General features: G+C 64.8%; 17 protein-coding genes and 1 CRISPR repeat array. Of the genes, 13 read left to right on the forward strand and 4 right to left on the reverse strand.

Annotated features, from left to right (window positions below; translation table 11 throughout):
* Positions 1-163 precede the first annotated feature (163 nt).
* From P9A16_RS16495 to cas2, 4 genes are all read left to right on the forward strand, one after another.
* Complete coding sequence (locus tag P9A16_RS16495) at positions 164-337, forward strand: YegP family protein (RefSeq protein ID WP_024271425.1); 174 nt, start codon at positions 164-166, stop codon at positions 335-337.
* Between the two features lie 185 nt (positions 338-522).
* Positions 523-1,164 (forward strand): CRISPR-associated protein Cas4, encoded by a 642-nt coding sequence (cas4, locus tag P9A16_RS16500; protein ID WP_023516716.1) that lies wholly within the window; start codon positions 523-525, stop codon positions 1,162-1,164.
* On the forward strand, positions 1,161-2,195 hold the full coding sequence (cas1c, locus tag P9A16_RS16505) for a type I-C CRISPR-associated endonuclease Cas1c (RefSeq protein WP_023516715.1): 1,035 nt from the start codon (positions 1,161-1,163) through the stop codon (positions 2,193-2,195). Before cas4 ends, cas1c begins: the two co-directional genes overlap by 4 nt.
* 7 nt (positions 2,196-2,202) lie before the next feature.
* Entirely contained in the window at positions 2,203-2,493 is a 291-nt protein-coding gene (gene cas2 / locus P9A16_RS16510; protein WP_023516714.1) for a CRISPR-associated endonuclease Cas2, read from the forward strand.
* Positions 2,494-2,700: 207 nt separating this feature from the next.
* Positions 2,701-4,636: direct repeats of the CRISPR family, unit length 31 nt; unit sequence GTCGCCTCCTTGCGGAGGCGTGGATTGAAAC.
* 86 nt (positions 4,637-4,722) lie between these two features.
* On the opposite strand, the gene P9A16_RS16515 is transcribed toward cas2, so the two are convergent.
* Together P9A16_RS16515 and P9A16_RS16520 are read right to left on the reverse strand one after the other, a co-directional pair.
* Entirely contained in the window at positions 4,723-6,039 is a 1,317-nt protein-coding gene (locus tag P9A16_RS16515) for an aspartate aminotransferase family protein (protein WP_024271424.1), read from the reverse strand.
* Between the two features lie 2 nt (positions 6,040-6,041).
* Positions 6,042-7,091, reverse strand: a complete 1,050-nt coding sequence (locus P9A16_RS16520) for a phosphotransferase (RefSeq protein WP_023514361.1) — start codon at positions 7,089-7,091, stop codon at positions 6,042-6,044.
* A 183-nt stretch (positions 7,092-7,274) separates the two neighbouring features.
* Between P9A16_RS16520 and P9A16_RS16525 the strand changes: the two genes are divergently transcribed.
* From P9A16_RS16525 to P9A16_RS16550, 6 genes are all read left to right on the forward strand, one after another.
* Positions 7,275-7,955, forward strand: a complete 681-nt coding sequence (locus tag P9A16_RS16525) for a GntR family transcriptional regulator (protein WP_023514360.1) — start codon at positions 7,275-7,277, stop codon at positions 7,953-7,955.
* A gap of 72 nt (positions 7,956-8,027) precedes the next feature.
* Positions 8,028-8,768 (forward strand): SDR family NAD(P)-dependent oxidoreductase, encoded by a 741-nt coding sequence (locus P9A16_RS16530; protein WP_023514359.1) that lies wholly within the window; start codon positions 8,028-8,030, stop codon positions 8,766-8,768.
* Positions 8,769-8,999: 231 nt separating this feature from the next.
* Positions 9,000-10,028 carry an ABC transporter substrate-binding protein gene (locus tag P9A16_RS16535; protein WP_051758797.1) on the forward strand — a complete coding sequence of 343 codons (1,029 nt, stop codon included), beginning with the start codon at positions 9,000-9,002 and terminating at the stop codon, positions 10,026-10,028.
* Positions 10,029-10,247: 219 nt separating this feature from the next.
* Positions 10,248-11,321 carry an ABC transporter ATP-binding protein gene (locus tag P9A16_RS16540; RefSeq protein WP_051758796.1) on the forward strand — a complete coding sequence of 358 codons (1,074 nt, stop codon included), beginning with the start codon at positions 10,248-10,250 and terminating at the stop codon, positions 11,319-11,321.
* Positions 11,318-12,496 carry an ABC transporter permease gene (locus tag P9A16_RS16545; protein ID WP_023514356.1) on the forward strand — a complete coding sequence of 393 codons (1,179 nt, stop codon included), beginning with the start codon at positions 11,318-11,320 and terminating at the stop codon, positions 12,494-12,496. The genes P9A16_RS16540 and P9A16_RS16545 overlap by 4 nt, the downstream gene beginning before the upstream one ends.
* Positions 12,497-12,499: 3 nt before the next feature.
* Positions 12,500-13,282: an ABC transporter permease gene (locus P9A16_RS16550; protein WP_023514355.1), complete on the forward strand. Its 783-nt coding sequence runs from the start codon at positions 12,500-12,502 to the stop codon at positions 13,280-13,282.
* On the opposite strand, the gene P9A16_RS16555 is transcribed toward P9A16_RS16550, so the two are convergent.
* A complete protein-coding gene (locus P9A16_RS16555; protein ID WP_023514354.1) occupies positions 13,279-14,679 on the reverse strand; it encodes an aminotransferase-like domain-containing protein in 1,401 nt (466 codons plus the stop codon). The two genes, P9A16_RS16550 and P9A16_RS16555, sit on opposite strands and share 4 nt — an antisense overlap.
* A 196-nt stretch (positions 14,680-14,875) precedes the next feature.
* Between P9A16_RS16555 and P9A16_RS16560 the strand changes: the two genes are divergently transcribed.
* The 3 genes from P9A16_RS16560 to P9A16_RS16570 all read left to right on the forward strand — a co-directional run bounded on the left by P9A16_RS16560 (position 14,876) and on the right by P9A16_RS16570 (position 17,304).
* Positions 14,876-15,739 (forward strand): DMT family transporter, encoded by an 864-nt coding sequence (locus P9A16_RS16560; protein ID WP_037409247.1) that lies wholly within the window; start codon positions 14,876-14,878, stop codon positions 15,737-15,739.
* A gap of 130 nt (positions 15,740-15,869) precedes the next feature.
* A complete protein-coding gene (locus P9A16_RS16565) occupies positions 15,870-16,889 on the forward strand; it encodes a GlxA family transcriptional regulator (protein WP_023514352.1) in 1,020 nt (339 codons plus the stop codon).
* Positions 16,890-16,977: 88 nt separating this feature from the next.
* Complete coding sequence (locus tag P9A16_RS16570; protein ID WP_023514351.1) at positions 16,978-17,304, forward strand: hypothetical protein; 327 nt, start codon at positions 16,978-16,980, stop codon at positions 17,302-17,304.
* Positions 17,305-17,404: 100 nt separating this feature from the next.
* Here P9A16_RS16570 and P9A16_RS16575 read toward each other — a convergent pair whose 3' ends face one another.
* Complete coding sequence (locus P9A16_RS16575) at positions 17,405-17,710, reverse strand: hypothetical protein (RefSeq protein WP_023514350.1); 306 nt, start codon at positions 17,708-17,710, stop codon at positions 17,405-17,407.
* Positions 17,711-17,746: the final 36 nt, after the last annotated feature.

A 17,746-nucleotide genomic window follows, 5' to 3' on the forward strand; every position in this document is an offset into this window, starting at 1 on the left:
GTGCAATCTCTGCTTGCGGTAAAACGCAAAGAAGCCGAGCACACGGGAATGTGCTCGGCTTCAAAAACAGAGGCAGGCTCCGTTCAGCTTTTCAGCGAAATTAAGTTAGCGGCTCCTGTCGGCAATATCAACTCAGTGCTTTGTTGCAGCCGAAAGGATCAAGATGTTTGAAATTTTCTACAGTAGCCAAAATCGGGGATATTGGTGGCATTTGAAAGCCGCAAACGGGGAAATCCTCTGCCATTCCGAGATGTACACCGCCAAGCAGTCGGCCCAGGTGGGTATTGATGCCGTGAAGCGCCTGGCACCAACATCTCCGGTTTTTGACCGCACGTGACTCGGTAGTTCAGAGGTAGTCAGAGCGCTTGAGTTTTGACGGCAAATCTGGACATTGACAACGCCGAGTATGACTCGGCGTTGTCGCCTACCCTCCGCGGAGGCGTGGATTGAAACTCTCTTATTGGTGTTTAACGGCTTTTGCCAACGAGGCCGGCCCATTGGGCCGGCCTCAAGGAAAGCATCATGGTTGAAGCGGACGACCCCATTCCCCTTTCGGCCCTGCAACACGCCGTCTACTGCCTGCGGCAGGCGGCCTTGATCCATGTCGAGCGGGTCTGGGCTGACAACCGTTTCACGGCGGAGGGGCATGTGCTGCATGCCGTGGCGGACAAGGCCGGCAGCCGGAAGGCGCGGGGGCTGCGGCGCGTCATGGCGCTTCCGCTCGCCTCGCGCCGCCTGAACGTGACGGGGGTTGCCGACGTCGTGGAGTTTCTTCCCGGAGCGGATGGCGAGACGGCCTTTCCGATCGAATACAAGCGCGGAAAACCGAAGCTGCATCGGGCGGACGAGGTGCAGCTCTGCGCTCAGGCGCTGTGCCTGGAGGAGATGACCGGCCGGCCCGTGCCCGAAGGCGCGCTGTTCTATGCCGAGACGAAGCGGCGCGTGATCGTACCCTTCGATGTGGAGCTTCGGAACCTTGCCGAGGAGACGCTGGCGGCGCTTGCCGCGGTGCTGGCGTCCGGCAGGACGCCGCCGCCCACGCCACGGCGCGAGCGCTGCCGCGCCTGTTCGCTGCTCGACCTCTGTCGCCCTGATACGGTCGCCCGCCCCGTCAAGGCGTGGCGCAGCCGCATGGTGGAGCGCTGTCTCGGAGAGACACCGTGAAGAAGCTGCTCAACACGGTCTATGTGACGAGCGAAGGGGCAGCGCTGCGCAAGGATGGCGAAAACCTCGTTGCGGAGGTGGAGGGTGCGGAACGCAGCCGCGTGCCGCTGCACATGCTGTCGGCGGTCGTCGTCTTCGGCGCGATCCATGTTTCGCCGCCGCTGATGGCAGCGTTGGCCGGGGCGGGCATCATGCTGACCTTCCTCGACCGCAACGGCCGCTTCCAGGCCCGGCTGGAGGGGCCGGTGGCCGGGAACATCCTGCTGCGGCGCGCGCAGTACCGTGCCTGCGACCGGCCTGAGGAGATCGTGCGCTCGATCGTCATCGGCAAGGTCGCCAACCAGCGCGCGGTGCTGATGCGTTCGCTGCGCGACTATGGCGCGGAGCAGGCGCCGGAGGACCGGGGCGCTCTTGACAGGGTTACGGACCGCCTCGCCCATATCCTGCGCCGGGTGGAGCGGGCGGACGAGACGCTGGACCAGCTGCGCGGTTCGGAAGGGGAGGCGGCGCAGCTCTATTTCTCCGTCTTCGGCCAGCTGATCCGCGCGCCGGACGAGGCGATGCGCTGGACCGGCCGATCCCGCCGGCCGCCGCTCGATCCGGTCAATGCGCTCCTGTCTTTTCTCTACACGCTGCTTGCCCACGATTGCCGGTCGTCGCTGGAGGGTGTCGGGCTTGATCCCGCCGCCGGTTTCCTGCATCGCGACCGGCCCGGTCGCCCGAGCCTTGCCCTGGATCTGATGGAGGAGCTGCGGCCGGTGCTGGCCGACCGGCTGGCGCTGTCGCTGATCAATCGCCGTCAGCTGCGGGCCCGTGATTTCGAAACCCGCGATGGCGGGGCGGTGATGATGGGCGAGGAGGCGCGCAGGACCGTGCTGACCGCCTGGCAGGAGCGCAAGCGGGAGGAGCGCCTGCACCCGTTCCTGGAGGAAAAAGTGCCATTCGGCCTCGTCCCTCACGTGCAGGCCCAGATGCTCGCCCGTCATTTGCGGGGCGATCTCGATGCCTATCCTCCGTGGTTCTGGAAGTAGGTGTCCTATGTTGGTTCTGGTGACCTATGATGTGCGTGTGAGCGAAGGAAAGGGCGCAGCCCGGCTGCGGGCTGTGGCAAAAGCCTGCCGGGATTTCGGCCAGCGCGTGCAGTATTCCGTCTTCGAGATCGAGGTCGACCCCGCCCAATGGGTCCGCCTGAAGGCGCGGCTGGAGGGTATCATCGATCCGGCGGTGGACAGCCTGCGCTACTATCATCTCGGCGCGAACTGGCAGCGCCGGGTCGAGCATGTTGGCGCCAAGCCCGCCACGGATCTCAACGGCCCGCTGATCATCTGACGGCCCTGGCGATCTCACCCGGCCTGCCCGTGCGAACCCCAAGCGTGCCGCGAAATCCCGCGACGTTCGCACCGCCTCCCAGACGTTGAAATTCCACGCTCTTCCTCTCCAGCCCTTGGGGAGACCCGGAGGAACCCGTCCCGGTTCCCCTCGTTCCGCACATCCAGCCCTTCCCGCCGAGCAAAATCCATGGTCTACAACCAGCCAGTCGCCTCTTTGCGGAGGCGTGGATTGAAACGCAAAAAGCCGCCTGGAGCACCGCGAAACAAAGCGAGTCGCCTCTTTGCGGAGGCGTGGATTGAAACATAGAAAACGAACACGGCAACGATCACGAGGCCTTGTCGCCTCTTTGCGGAGGCGTGGATTGAAACATGGACGATGTATGGCGGGAACCGGAAGCCAATGTCGCCTCTTTGCGGAGGCGTGGATTGAAACCATCTGGCGGATGGCGAGTTACCATCCTCGTCCCGTCGCCTCTTTGCGGAGGCGTGGATTGAAACCTCGTCGATAGCCTGGATCGAGATCTGAACGGAGGTCGCCTCTTTGCGGAGGCGTGGATTGAAACGGGTGAAACAGACAGGCGTCGAGGTAGATCAGGCGTCGCCTCTTTGCGGAGGCGTGGATTGAAACTTCTCCAGCCCTTCATGCTCGCGCCCGTGTTGCCGTCGCCTCTTTGCGGAGGCGTGGATTGAAACCTCCGCTCTGAACGCGTCAAGGAAGTTCAGCGGCTCGTCGCCTCTTTGCGGAGGCGTGGATTGAAACTCGATGCCGAAACGAAAGGGTGTCATGCCGGAGTAGTCGCCTCTTTGCGGAGGCGTGGATTGAAACTGGCGGTAGCCCGTCGAGGCCGCGCCGATGAACGTGTCGCCTCTTTGCGGAGGCGTGGATTGAAACGTCTACTTCATGCGTGGATCCGGCAAGGAGATGCCGTCGCCTCTTTGCGGAGGCGTGGATTGAAACAAGGTCTATCGAGATTGCATCACGACGCCGCGCGAGTCGCCTCTTTGCGGAGGCGTGGATTGAAACACCCGAAACCAGCAGGTGATGCATGACGATGGCCTGTCGCCTCTTTGCGGAGGCGTGGATTGAAACAACACGTTCTGGGCCTCATACCCGCGCCGCATTTGTCGCCTCTTTGCGGAGGCGTGGATTGAAACATCTCCTTGCGCCAAGACGCTCGAAAGCCGCTGGAAGTCGCCTCCTTGCGGAGGCGTGGATTGAAACCACGGTGCGGGAATGGGCCAGACCGGGCAAGGAGCGGGTCGCCTCCTTGCGGAGGCGTGGATTGAAACGTCACCGATGACCTGAATGTTGACCGGCAGGCCGAGTCGCCTCCTTGCGGAGGCGTGGATTGAAACTCCAAGTAATGGCATCCTGCATTACATCCGCCACCGTCGCCTCCTTGCGGAGGCGTGGATTGAAACCTCCGGCCAGGAGCTGGTTTCCAAAACGGCCGGTCGCCTCCTTGCGGAGGCGTGGATTGAAACTATATAGGCCCGCTGCAGATTCTTGCTCTGCGCCAGGTCGCCTCCTTGCGGAGGCGTGGATTGAAACATCACGACGCGGTCGAAGATCGGCTCCGGGTCCACGTCGCCTCCTTGCGGAGGCGTGGATTGAAACAGGGCCCATATAGCCTGTCGATTGCCGCCCAGCGGTCGCCTCCTTGCGGAGGCGTGGATTGAAACTCGGCATGGTCAAGCTGATTTTGCAGGCTGGTGTGTCGCCTCCTTGCGGAGGCGTGGATTGAAACGGCAAGGGTTTCGGAGATATGTCAGAGGCACTGGGTCGCCTCCTTGCGGAGGCGTGGATTGAAACATGTCGCGCTCCCAATAGGCGCGCCCGCCGAAGATGTCGCCTCCTTGCGGAGGCGTGGATTGAAACGCCATATAGGTCGCCGCCTCGCCGCTGCTGCCCGCGTCGCCTCCTTGTGGAGGCGTGGATTGAAACGCATGCGAAAACTTGACGATGCCGAAAGGGTCGGGCCGCCTCCTTGCGGAGGCGTGGATTGAAACCAGATCACGAGCCGCCGAGAGTATGAGCGCCTGGGTCGCCTCCTCGCGGAGGCGTGGATTGAAACAACCGTATAAGCAAGGGCTGGCAGCATGACCAGGGGTCGCCTCCTTGCGGAGGCGTGGATTGAAACGGTGCCACCGGCATGGGCTGGATGGTCGCCGTCTGGGGGGCGCCCCAGCGCCGGAGCGGGGAATGTCCGCTCCGGCGTGCCTTCCGTCAGCCGGCCTTCAGTACGTCGGCAAGGGCGTCCACCAGCATGTCGGCGTTTTTGCGGGAGAAGACGAGAGGGGGGCGGATTTTCAGGATGTTGGCGTTGGGGCCGGAGGCGCTGATCAGGATGCGGCGGGCGCGCAGGCCGTTGACGATGCGCGCCGTCAGGGTGGCGTCGGGCTGTTTCGTCGTGGGATCGGCGACGATCTCGACGCCGATAAAGAGGCCCGAGCCGCGGACGTCGCCGAGGGCCGGGTGGAGGCGGGAGAGCGCCTTGAGGCCGTCCATCAGGTATTGGCCGACATCGAGGGCATTCTGCTGCAGGCCCTCCGTCCGGATGGTTTCCAGCACGGCCTTGCCGGCGGCGGCGGCAATGGGGTTGCCGCCGAAGGTGTTGAAGTAGCGGGCACGGGGGCCGAAGTCGGCGACGACTTCGGGGCGCAGCACGATGCCGGCCATCGGGTAGCCGTTGCCCATCGGCTTGCCGATCGTCACCATGTCGGGGGATACGCCGTGGCGCTCGAAGCCCCACATGGTTTCGCCGGTGCGGCCGAAGCCGGGTTGCACCTCGTCGGCGACGAAGAGGCCGCCGGCTGCGTGGATCGCGTCCACGGCCGGTCGCAGAAACCCTTTTGGGCCGGGGAAGATGCCGTCGCTGGAAAAGATCGTGTCGGTGATCAGCATGGCCGGCTTGATGCCGTGACGCTGCAGGTCGGCGATGGCGGTTTTGACGTCGCGGCCGAACTTTTCCATCATTTCTTCCGGCGTGTGGCGGTAGCTGTCCGGCGCCGGTACGGTGCGCACATGCGGGCCGAGCGTCACGGATTCTCCAAGCGAGGGCGAGAATTCGGCGACCGCGCTCGTCAGGCCGTGATAGGCGAGTTCCGTCGCGATGATGCCGGTCCCGCCTGTGACGAAACGGGCGATGCGCACGGCAAGGTCGTTCGCCTCGCTGCCGGTACAGGTGAACATCACCTGGCTGAGATCGTCCGGGAAGGTGGCGGTCAGCGCTTCGGCATAGTCGATGATGCCTTCGTGCAGATAGCGCGTATGGGTGTTGAGCACGGCGGTCTGGCGGGTGATCGCCTCGACGACGCGCGGGTGGCAATGGCCGACCGAGGCGACGTTGTTGTAGGCGTCGAGATATCTTTCGCCGGCCGCGTCATAGAGGAAGACGCCTTCGCCGCGCACGAGATGCAGCGGCTTTTCGTAGAACAGGCGGTAGGCGGGGCCGAGCACCTTCTCCCGGCGGGCGACCAGCGCCCGTTCGCTCTCGTCGAGCCGCTCGAAATCCTCGCGCGAAAATGCATTCACCATCGACATGGTCAGGCCTCGGAAAGGTTGGGCACGAGCCTCTTCAGCCCGGCCGGGGTAAGGTCGCCTACGTTCTGCAGGCCGCGCCAGGCGGTGGCGTGGTTGCGCATGATATAGTCCCGGTTTTCCGGAAAGCGGGCGGAACGCCATTCGGCGATGATGATCGACATGGCGAGGCGGCAGCGCGTCAGGAGTGGCAACAGCTCGACCTCGCCGGGTTCCAGCGCGCGCGCTGACAGGAAGCCGGCAAGGAAGGCGCCGGTGCGCGCCGCCCAATTGTCCGTCGCCAGATGATAGGAGAGGGCGACGGCGAGGTCGTTGACCAGCGGCGCATGCACCATGTCGCCGAAATCGATGATGCCGACCACCCGTGTCGGTTCCGCCGGATCGAGCAGGATATTGTGCGGATTGAAGTCGTTGTGGATGATCTGCCGCCGCGCGAGGCTGCTCATGGCGGGCAGTGCACGCTCGAATTCGGCGAGAATGGTTTCCACCCGCGCCCGGCGCTCGGGCGCGACATTGTCGACGACCGCGCAAAGGTCCAGCGTGTGGGAAATGTCCCACATCAATTTTCCGGCCGGCGGGCGGCCATCGTAGTTTTCGAGGCCAAGGCCGAGTTCCGCGAGTGCGCGGCCGACATTGCGGCTCTGTGCTTCCGATGCCGGCGTGCGATATTGCAGCTCACCGTCAAGGAAGGTGAGGAGGCGCACGATGCGCGGGCCGTCGCCGGTGGAAAGCGTGTGGCTCGGCCCACCCTCCGTCGTCAGGACGAGGCGCGGCACCGGCACGGCGGGGGCGGCGGCGGCAAGGTGCAGCAGGGCGCCGTCCTGGAATTCCAGAGCTGCAGGGTCTTCGGCGGGGTTGGCGATCTTCAGGACGAAGTTCGTGCCGTCGTTTCGCGTGAAGAGGAAAGTCTCGTCCCGCTCGCTGGAAAGCCGCTTCACGGTTCCAGCAAGGCCATAGATCGCCGCAACGGCGGCCTCGGCGTCGGGAAGCGCGGTCGCGCTCCAGGTTGCCGACATCGAATCCGTCTTCTTGTTTGCCGGCGCTGGCTGCGTCATGCTTGCTCCGTAGCGGTTTCCCGCGGGTTTTTTCGATCCTTGCGCGCCGTCTGCCAACGACGGTGCCGGTGCGATTGCCGTCGCCCGGCATTTGGCAGAGGATGCTCCGTGACGGGTTCTACTTGAAACATATCAAAAAAGATGCATCAAGTATCTTATTACTCGATTTTGCGGATCAGTGCCATGGCCGAATTCACGACGCTGGAACATGAGAACCTCAACAGCGTCGTTTATGGTGCGCTGTGCGACGCGCTGATGCAGGGGCGGTTTCAACCGGGCGACCGGCTGAAGATCCGTGACCTTGCCGAGCAGTTCGGCACCAGCGTCACGCCGATCCGCGACGCCATCCTGCGCCTGGCCAATGACGAGGCGATCACCTTCCGCTCGCCGCGCGACATCCGCATCGCCGGCCTCAGCGAGAGTCGCTACCGGGAGATCCGGGCGATCCGCGTCCGGCTGGAAGGGCTGGCGGCGGAAACCGCCGCGCAGGTGGCGACGAGCGCGGATATCCAGGCGCTGGAGCAGATTTTGCGGGAAAACGAGCAGGCAATCGCGGCCGGGGACCGGCTCAAGGGCACACAGCTCAACCAGGCCTTTCACTTCCTGCTGCCGCAGATTGCCGGGCTTCCGGTGCTGACAACCATCCTCAGGCGACTTTGGCTGCAGATGGGCCCGCATATTTCCGATGCCTATATCGCCGGTGGCCGGGCGATGATCGATCATCACTATCCGGTCGTGGAGGCGCTGAAACGCCACGATCCGGCATCCGCCTCGATGGCGATCGTCGACGATATCCTGCTCGGCGGCAAGCCGATCCTGGAGCGCATCGAGGGGAGCGGAGAGAGGGAAGTGCGCCGGGCGTAGCCTTTCACGCGGAGGGGCTTGCAATTCGGAAATGGCCGATTACGATGTATCAAGCATCAAAGGAGAGTGCGCATGACCGAAGAACGCCGCTACATGTTGCTGACGGGGGCGAGCCGCGGCATCGGCCATGCGACGGTCAAGCTCTTCCAGGCGAAGGGCTGGCGTATCCTGACTGTCTCCCGTCAGCCCTTTTCCGAGGAGTGCGCCTGGCCGTCCGCGCGTGAAAGCCATATCCAGGCGGACCTTGCCGACCTGACGCAGATCGACCGGCTGGCCGCGACGGTGCGCGAGCGGCTGCCGAACGGCCGGCTGCATGCGCTCGTCAACAATGCCGGCATATCGCCGAAGGGGCCGGGTCGCAGCCGTCTCGGTGTGCTCGATACCGATGCCGACGTCTGGACGCAGGTGCTCAACGTCAATATCGTTTCGACGGCGCTGATCGCCCGCGCACTGATGCCCGAGCTCGAAGCGGCGAAGGGCTCGATCGTCAACGTCACCTCGATCGCGGGTTCGCGCGTACATCCCTTCGCAGGCGTTGCCTATGCGGCCTCAAAGGCGGCGCTTGCGGCGCTGACGCGCGAGATGGCGCATGAGTTCGGCCGCCGCGGCGTAAGGGCCAATGCGATCGCGCCGGGCGAGATCGAGACCTCGATCCTTTCGCCGGGCACCGATGCACTGGTTGCGGCGGAGGTGCCGATGGGGCGGCTGGGTGAGCCGCGCGAAGTCGCGGAGACCATTCATTTCCTGTGTACCGAGCAATCGTCCTACATCAACGGTGCGGAAATCCACATCAACGGAGGGCAGCACGTCTGACGACCGTCAAGCGGGGAAAATATCCCGTTGACCGGCGAGACCCGGAATGCATCAATCGGCCGTAACGCCCAGGGGAAAGGGTGCGACGACCGGAGAGGCTGCAAGCGCTGATAGGCCAAAGGCCGCGGCGGATCAGCAGTCCGACAGGAGATCGTCATCGGGGCCGGGCCATCCGGTTCCTTCACAAATGAAGAAAAGGGGAGTGCAATGAAGACTGTCTTTAAATCCGGAATGCTCACGGCTGCCGCCATCGTGCTGTCGGCTGGCCTTGCCGCGCCGTCCCTCGCACGCGACCTCACCGTTGTCTCCTGGGGTGGCAACTATCAGGACGCGCAGCGCAACATCTACTTCAAGCCGTTCGCCGAAAAGTCCGGCAAGCCGGTGCTCGACGAGGCCTGGGATGGCGGCATCGGCGTCATCCAGTCAAAGGTCAAGGCCGGCGCGCCGAACTGGGACGCCGTGCAGGTGGAGGCGGAGGAGCTGGCGCTCGGCTGTGCGGATGGCCTCTACGAGAAGATCGACTGGGACAAGATGGGCGGCAAGGACAAGTTCCTCGACAGCGCAGTCAACGACTGTGGCGTCGGCGCGATCGTCTGGTCCACGGCGATCGCCTATGACGGCGACAAGCTGAAGGAAGGCCCGGCCAACTGGGCGGATTTCTGGAACGTCAAAAAGTTCCCGGGTAAGCGCTCGCTGCGCAAGGGGCCGAAATACACGCTGGAATTCGCGCTGCTCGCCGATGGCGTCTCCAAGGACGAGCTCTATGACGTGCTCGGCACGGAAGAGGGCGTCACGCGGGCCTTCAAGAAGCTCGACGAATTGAAGGCGAACATCGTCTGGTGGGAATCGGGTGCCCAGCCGCTGCAGTTCCTCGCTTCGGGCGAAGTGGCGATGACCTCGGCCTATAATGGCCGCATCACCGGCATCAACCGCACGGAAGGCAAGAACTTCAAGGTGGTCTTCCCCGGCAGCATCTACGCGGTCGACAGCTGGGTCGTGTTGAAGGACGCGGAGAACAAGGACGCTGCGCAGGACTTCATCGCCTTTGCCAGCGAGCCCGACAACCAGGCGAAGCTGCCGGAGTTCGTGGCTTACGGCCTGCCGGTCAAGGAGGCCGCGGCCAAGGTTCCGGCCGAGTTCGCCAAGGACCTGCCGACCGACCCAGCCAACATGACGGACTCGATCGCCCTCAATGTCGACTTCTGGATCGACAATGCGGAAACGCTGACACAGCGCTTCAACGCCTGGCTGGCGCAGTAAGGCTGCCGTTTGCGGGGCGGAACGGCCCCTCATCCCGCTTGCGGCGACCTTCTCCCTGCAAGCGGGGAGAAGGCAATCCCCGCAAGGCCCGGGCACAAACAGCCCCGCAGACATGTGTTGAGGAAAACGGCGCAGTACACCTTCTCCCTGCTTGCAGGGAGAAGGTGCCGGCAGGCGGATGAGGGGCGCTTGCCCGCCAGCGACCGTTGTGATGGAGTCATGATCTTGGCCGAATTCATCCGTTTCGACCGCATCACCAAATTCTACGGCCCGCTCTGCGTGGTCGAAAATCTCGATCTCGGCATCGACAAAGGCGAGTTCGTCAGCCTGCTCGGCCCGTCCGGCTCCGGCAAGACGACGCTGCTGATGATGCTCGCCGGTTTCGAACAGCCGACATCGGGCAACATCCTGCTCGACGGCACGGCGATCAACGACGTGCCGACCCACAGGCGCGACATGGGCGTCGTCTTCCAGAGCTACGCGCTTTTCCCGCATATGTCGGTCGGCGAGAACGTCGCCTTTCCGTTGCAGATGCGCGGCATGGGCAAGGCGGAGATCGAGGGGCGCGTCAAGCGGGCGCTGGACATGGTGCAGCTGTCGGCCTTCGCCGACCGTCGCCCCTCGCAGCTTTCCGGCGGCCAGCAACAGCGCGTGGCGCTGTCGCGTGCGCTGGTCTTCGAGCCGCGCGTCGTGCTGATGGACGAGCCGCTCGGTGCGCTCGACAAGCAGTTGCGTGAGCAGATGCAGCTCGACATCCGCGACCTGCACCGCCGGCTCGGCCTGACGATCGTCTTCGTCACGCACGACCAGTCGGAGGCGCTGACCATGTCGGATCGCGTCGCCGTCTTCAACAAGGGCAAGATCGAGCAGATCGGCACGCCGCGGCAAGTCTATGACGAGCCGGCGACGCGTTTCGTCGCCGAATTCATCGGCGAGACCAATCTGGTCGAGGGCGTCGTCGAGGCGGTCGAGGGGGCGGAGGCGACCGTGCGGCTGCCATCTGGCGCGCAGATCGTTTCGGCGGTCTCTGGCAGTGTCGCCTCCGGCCAGCCGGTCTTCCTCTCCATCCGGCCGGAACGGGTCGATCTCAGCGAGACCCGGGGCGATGCGCGCAACTGTCTGGAGACCGAAGTCACCGATAGCGTCTATCAGGGCGATCACCTGCGCGTGCAATTGCAGAACGCCGCCCACCCGCTGATCGCCAAGCTTGGCCGCCGGTCCCGCGAATTCCCGCCGGGCACGCGGGTCTATGCGGGCTTTTCAGCCGGCGATTGCCGGGTCATCGCGCCATGAGTGCAGGCTCCTCCCGGACCGGGCGGTCGCTTCTCCTGCTTGCGCCGCTGCTTCTCTTCCTCGTCGGCTTCTTCGTCTGGCCGCTGATCAGCATGATGTCGCAGGCCGTGTCGGATCCGGCCGTGCTGCGCCTCCTGCCGCGCAGTGCCGAAGTGCTGGCCGACTGGGACCGCGCCTCGCCGCCGACCATGCCCATGCAGGCGGCGCTGATGGAGGACCTGAAGGCCGTCGACGACGACCAGGCACTCGGCGACATGGTGCGTCGCCTCAACAGCGCCCGCTCCGGCTTCCGCACGCTGATGGCGAAGACGACGAGCGCACTCGGTGACACGGCCAACCCGCCCGCCAACCTCGTCTCCATCGATAAACGCTGGGAAAAACCGGAATTCTGGCTGGCGATCGCCGATGCGCTCTCGCCCTATACCGACCGAAACCTGCTCGCCGCCGTCGATCTCGGCCGCAATGCCGCAGGCAGCATAGAACACCTGCCGGCCGACCAGTCCGTCAACCGGGTGATCCTCGTGCGCACCTTCTGGATCGCCGCGCTCGTCACCTTCGCCTGCGCCTGCATCGGTTTTCCCTATGCGATCATCGCCGCCTCGCTGACCGGCTGGAAGCGTGACCTGATGCTCGGCGCCGTACTGCTGCCGCTCTGGACCTCGCTTCTCGTACGCACCGCGGCCTGGTTCATCCTGCTGCAGGAGCAGGGGCTGATCAACGATCTCCTGCGCTGGCTGCACATCATCGACGCGCCGCTGCCGCTGATCTTCAACCGCACCGGTGTCATCATCGCCATGACCCATGTGCTGCTGCCCTTCATGGTGCTGCCGATCTATTCCGTGCTGATCACCATTCCGAAGAACCTGATGCCGGCCGCCGCCTCGCTCGGCGCGCCGCCCTTGCGGGCGTTCCTGCGCGTGCTTCTGCCGCTGAGCCTGCGTGGTGTCGCTTCCGGCAGCCTGCTCGTCTTCATCTCGGCGATCGGCTACTACATCACCCCGGCGCTGATCGGCGGGCCGGGCGACCAGATGATCTCGTCCATCATCGCCTTCTACGCCACAGGCTCGGCGAACTGGGGCATGGCCGGCGCCCTTGGCGTCGTTCTGCTCGTCGCAACGCTGCTGCTCTACAGCGTCTATGCGCGGCTCTCCTCCGATGAACCGGGGAGGCGCTAGGCCATGTCGATGAAATTCGCCAAGATCACCTTCGCCACGCTGGCGATCCTCTTCCTCGTCGCGCCGCTCATCGCCATCCTGCCGCTCGCCTTCACCTCGAGCGTCATCCTCACCTATCCGATCCCGTCCTGGTCGCTGCGCTGGTTCGAGGAACTGTTCACCGCCGATGCCTGGCGGCGGGCGATCATCAACAGCCTGATCATCGGCACGGGCACGACGCTGCTTGCCACGGTGCTCGGCACGGCCGCCTCGCTCGGGCTGCGCAACCGTCTGCTCTTCTTCCGCGGCTCGATGCGCACGTTGTTCCTGCTGCCGATGGTGGTGCCGGCGGTCGTGCTCGGCGTCGGCATGCAGGTGCTGCTTGCGGGTTTCGGCCTGACGAACAGCTATGCCGGCGTCATCATCGCCCATACGGTCGTCGCCGTGCCCTTCGTGGTGGTCAGTGTCACCGGCGCGCTCGCCGGTATCGACGAGCGGGTGGAGCTGGCGGCGCAAAGCCTCGGCGCATCGCCCGCCACCGTCTTCCGGCGCGTGACGCTGCCACTTGCCATGCCCGGCGTGCTCTCCGGCGCGGTGCTCGCCTTCGCGACCTCGCTCGACGAGGTCGTGCTGACGCTCTTCGTCGCCGGCCCCAACCAGCGCACGCTGGCCCGGCAGATGTTCTCCAGCATCCGCGAGAATATCAGCCCCGCCATTGCCGCCGCGGCCTTCCTCTTCATCGCCGCGACGGTCGCGATCGGCCTCATCGTGGTGCTGTCGCGCTCCATGCTGGCGAAACGGCGTTAGGCTATGCGTTTCAGCGTATTGGCCAGAACCTGGTAGATGCGCGGTTCCAGCATGTGCGCCACATTGAAGCGCATGAAGCCGGCGGCGCTCTGCGACACGCTGAAGACGTTGCCGGGGGCCAGCACGACACCCTCGGCAACGGCTGCCTGTGCGATCTCGCTGGAATCCAGCCCCTCCGGCAGCCGGCACCAGAGGTTGAAGCCGCCGCGCGGCTGGAGCCAGGGCGTGATGCCGAGCCGCGAAAGCCGTTCCGCCACCTCGCGCCGGGCGCGCACCAGCTTGCGGCGCAGCTCCTCCATGTGTTTGCGGTAACCACCGCCGGCAAGCATATGGGCGATGATCTCGCTGGACATCGGGCTCGGCCCGCCGAAATTGGTGGCGATCTGCAGATCGACCAGCCCCTCGATCCAGTCCGGCCGCGCGGCGATGTAACCGCAACGCGCCGAGGCGGAGAGTGTCTTGGAGAAACTGCCGATGCGGATGACGCGGTCGAGCCCGTCGAGCGCGGCAAGCCGGGTGGAGGGCTCTGGCTCGAAATCGGCAAAGATGTCGTCCTCGACGATGATCGTCTCGCTGCCGGCGGCAGCGTTTAGCAGCCGGTGCGCCACCTGTGGCGACAGCGTAGCGCCCGTTGGATTGTGGATCGCCGAATTGGTCACATAGAGGCGCGGCCGCTCTGCCGCGAGCACGGCCTCGAAGGCGGCGATGTCGGGGCCTGACGGCGTATAGGGCACGCCGATGACCGTCACCTGGTGGGCCTTCAGCAGTGCCTGGAAATTGAAATAGCAGGGGTCGTCCACCAGCACCGTGTCGCCCGGGCGCAGCAGGAAACGGCCGATCAGGTCGAGCGCCTGCGTGCCCGTGCTCGTCAGCATCAGCTGATCCGGCCCTGCGGCAATGCCTTCCTCCGTCAGCCGGCCGAGCAGCAGCCGGCGCAGAAACGAAGAGCCGCGCGTGCTGCCGTAGTAGGCGATGAGATCGCTGTCGCCGCGCGCAAGGCTGCGGATCGCGCGGCGCAGCGCCTCGTCCGGCATCCAGTCCGCCGGCAGCCAGCCGCAGCCGGGCTTGAGCACCACTGTGTCGGCATCGAGCGATTGCCGCGACACCCAGAACGGATCGACCGCACGCGCCTTCGGTGTCGCCGCTTCCGCCAGCTTCAGTGGGGGCAGAGCGCTCTGCGAGACGTAGAAGCCGGAACCGCGCTGCGCCCGGATCAGCCCTTCCGCCGCCAATCGGTCATAGGCCTCCACGACGGTGGAGGGCGAGACACCCATGCTCGCGGCGAACCGGCGGATGGACGGCAACCGATCACCCGGCGTGAGCGCACGGCTGGCGATGCGGTGGCCGATGGTCGCCATGACCTCCGAAATGCGCGTGTGCGGTGTTGTGTCAGTCATGATTTCTCATTTTTGTACTGGTTCGCATGTGGGTACAGTTTGGAGAAATTGTACTGCACTGTTTCTGTCTTTTCCAGCCTTGCAAGCCTAGGAAGGCAGGACTGTTCCTCTGGAATAAAGCCGCTTCCGCAATGTCAGTCAGGAAGAGGTTTGACGCTCCATGGCAACAGCTCTGCACAGGAAAGGCATGAGATCGATGAGAACATCCATGGAAGGCTGGGGCAGCGGGCTGACCGGCGTCATCATTTTCAGCGGTTCGCTGCCGGCGACCCGCGTGGCGGTGGCGGATTTCTCTCCGCTGTTCCTGACGTCGGCGCGTGCGGTCATCGCGGCTCTTCTTGGTGCGGCGCTGCTCCTTGCTCTGCGCCAGCGGAAGCCGTCGCGCGACACGCTCTTTTCGCTGGCGATCGTCGCGCTCGGCGTCGTCGTCGGTTTTCCACTGCTGACGGCGCTGGCGCTGCAATATGTCACCTCCGCCCATTCCATCGTCTTCGTCGGGCTGCTGCCGCTGGCGACTGCCTTTTTCGGCGTCCTGCGCGGCGGAGAGCGGCCGAAGCCGCTGTTCTGGCTGTTTTCCGGCATCGGCAGCGCCACGGTGGTGGGCTTCGCGCTGAGTTCGGGCGGGGACGTCTCGCTCGTCGGCGACCTGCTGATGGTCGCCGCCATCATCGCCTGTGGTCTGGGCTATGCGGAAGGGGCGAAACTTTCGCGCACGCTCGGCGGCTGGCAGGTCATCTCCTGGGCGCTGATCCTCTCTCTGCCGTTGATGGCGGTGATCGCCCTCTTCTCGCTGCCCGCGACATTCTCCGGCATTGACGGCGCCGCCTGGGCGGGGCTTGCCTATGTCTCGGTCTTCAGCATGCTGATCGGTTTCGTCTTCTGGTATCGGGGCCTTGCGCTTGGCGGCATCGCGGCCGTGGGGCAGCTACAGCTGCTCCAGCCCTTCTTCGGTCTCCTGCTTGCCGCCGGCCTGCTGCATGAGCGTGTGAGCCCGTTGATGCTGGTCACGACGCTCGCCATCGTGCTGTGCGTTGCCGGCGCGCGCAAATTCGCGCGGTAGCGAAAGCTGCCCGGGACCTGCAGCCCGCGGCGTTCGGGGAATGGAGGTGGCGGGTGAAATCTGCTATGGCTCTTGCCAGCGGCTCGTGCCTTCGGCGATAGTGTCGGGCGGAACGGCCTGGGAGAGCTGGATGGCGGCAGATGTTCGGACGTCGAAGGAGATGAACGGTGCCCTGGCGCCGAAGGCGCTGCGCGTCGGCTTCATCCTGTCGAAAAGTTTCACCCTGTCCGCCTTCGCGCTGTTCGTTGATACGCTGCGGCTGGCCAGCGACAGCGAGGATCGCTCGCGCCGCGTCCATTGTGACTGGGACGTTTTGAGCAGCACACGCAACTTCATCACCTCGTCGAGCGGCATCCAGGTCGCCCCGACCGCGCCCTTCGCCGATCCCTCCTGTTTCGACTACATTGCCGTCGTCGGCGGTCTCCTGTCGGTGGAAGAGCCCATAGACAGCTATGCCCAGGCCTATCTGCGCAAGGCGGCCCAGGCCGGCGTCGGGCTGATCGGCCTCTGTACGGGCAGCTTCATCCTGGCCGAGGCGGGCCTCCTCAAGGGGCATACGGCCTGCGTCAGCTGGCTGCACCACCGTGATTTCCGCGGCCGTTTTCCCGATATCGAGGCGACGTCGGAGCAGATCTTCCGTTTTGACGGCAAGGTTGCCACCTGTGCCGGCGGCAGCAGCGTTGCCGATCTTGCCGCAACGCTCGTGCGCCACCACGTCGGTGAGGCGGCCGAGCGCAATGCGCTGGAAATCCTGCAGATCCGCCACCGGCGTGATGCGACCGACGTACAGCCGCGCAACCCGCTCGGCCTTGAAGCCCGCGACCGGCGCGTTCACCTCGCCATCATGATGATGGAACAGCACACCGAGGACCTCCTGTCGATCGACAGCATCGCCACCATGACGGGCGTCTCCCGCCGCCAGCTCGAGCGGCTGTTCGAGGGCGATATGGGGGCTTCGCCGAGCGCGATCTACATGAAGATCCGCATGGCCGCCGCGCTCACCATGGTGATGCGCACCAACAAGCCGTTGATCGAGATCGCGCTTGAGACCGGTTTCGAAAGCCTGTCGCATTTCACCCGCCGCTTCCGTGCCGCCTTCGGCGATACGCCCTCGCAGATCCGCCGCGACGGCCGCCGCCAGGCGGGCTGAGGGGCAAAACGCCCGGCCGCCGGGAACCAAGCCGCGCGAAAACCGTTCGGTCTCTATTGCTGACAAGAGACTGTAACGGGAGACCGCAATGGCAAGCACCAACGACGTCCAATCCCAGATTTCCGCCCTGCGCGCAGAGATCGCCCAGCTCCAGAAGGACCTTGGCGAGCGCGGCAGCGAAGCCTATGAGACCATCCGCGACCGCGCCGGGAATGCCGTGGAGGCTGCTCGCCCGGCCGTTCGTTCGGCAACGAAATATGTGCGCAACGAAGGTGCCGCCGTCGCGCAGGCGGCGCGCGAGCATCCCGCGGCACTCTCCACGGTCGTCTTGACCGCAGGCCTTGCCGGTGTCGTCCTCGGCTATCTGCTCGGCTCGCTTGAAAGCGAACCGCCGCGCCGGCAGCGCTGGTTCTGAACCGACAAAAACCCGGCTTGGCCGGGCTTTTTCATGCTGTGAGGAAACGGGGGCAAGACGCGGGTTTCCCTGGTTTTCCCCGTATCCCCGGGCACGCATGTCACCGGTGGCGAAGACCGAAGAGATAACCGATGAAGGCGGCGCCGGCCAGCGCGGCGAGCGGGTTGGCCTGAATGGTCTGGCGCACCTCGTCCCGCAGCGATTCCGCCTTGGCGACCGCCAGCTGGCCGGTTCCTTCGGCGATCAGCCCTGCGGATTCCTTCAGCCGGCTGATTTCCGCCTTCAGGGCCTCGATCTGCTCGTTCACCGTCGCTTCCGCTGCTGCCGCGCGGGCGTCTTCCGAAATGCTGTCGCGCCCCTCAACGACGCCGAGCGTACGCTTTCCGGTGCTCTTTTCGTCAGCCATGGACATGTCTCCTGGATTTGATGGAATGGCGAAAGG

It is taken from the genome of Shinella sp. 838, from assembly GCF_029623935.1.
Classification (GTDB): Bacteria; Pseudomonadota; Alphaproteobacteria; order Rhizobiales; family Rhizobiaceae; genus Shinella.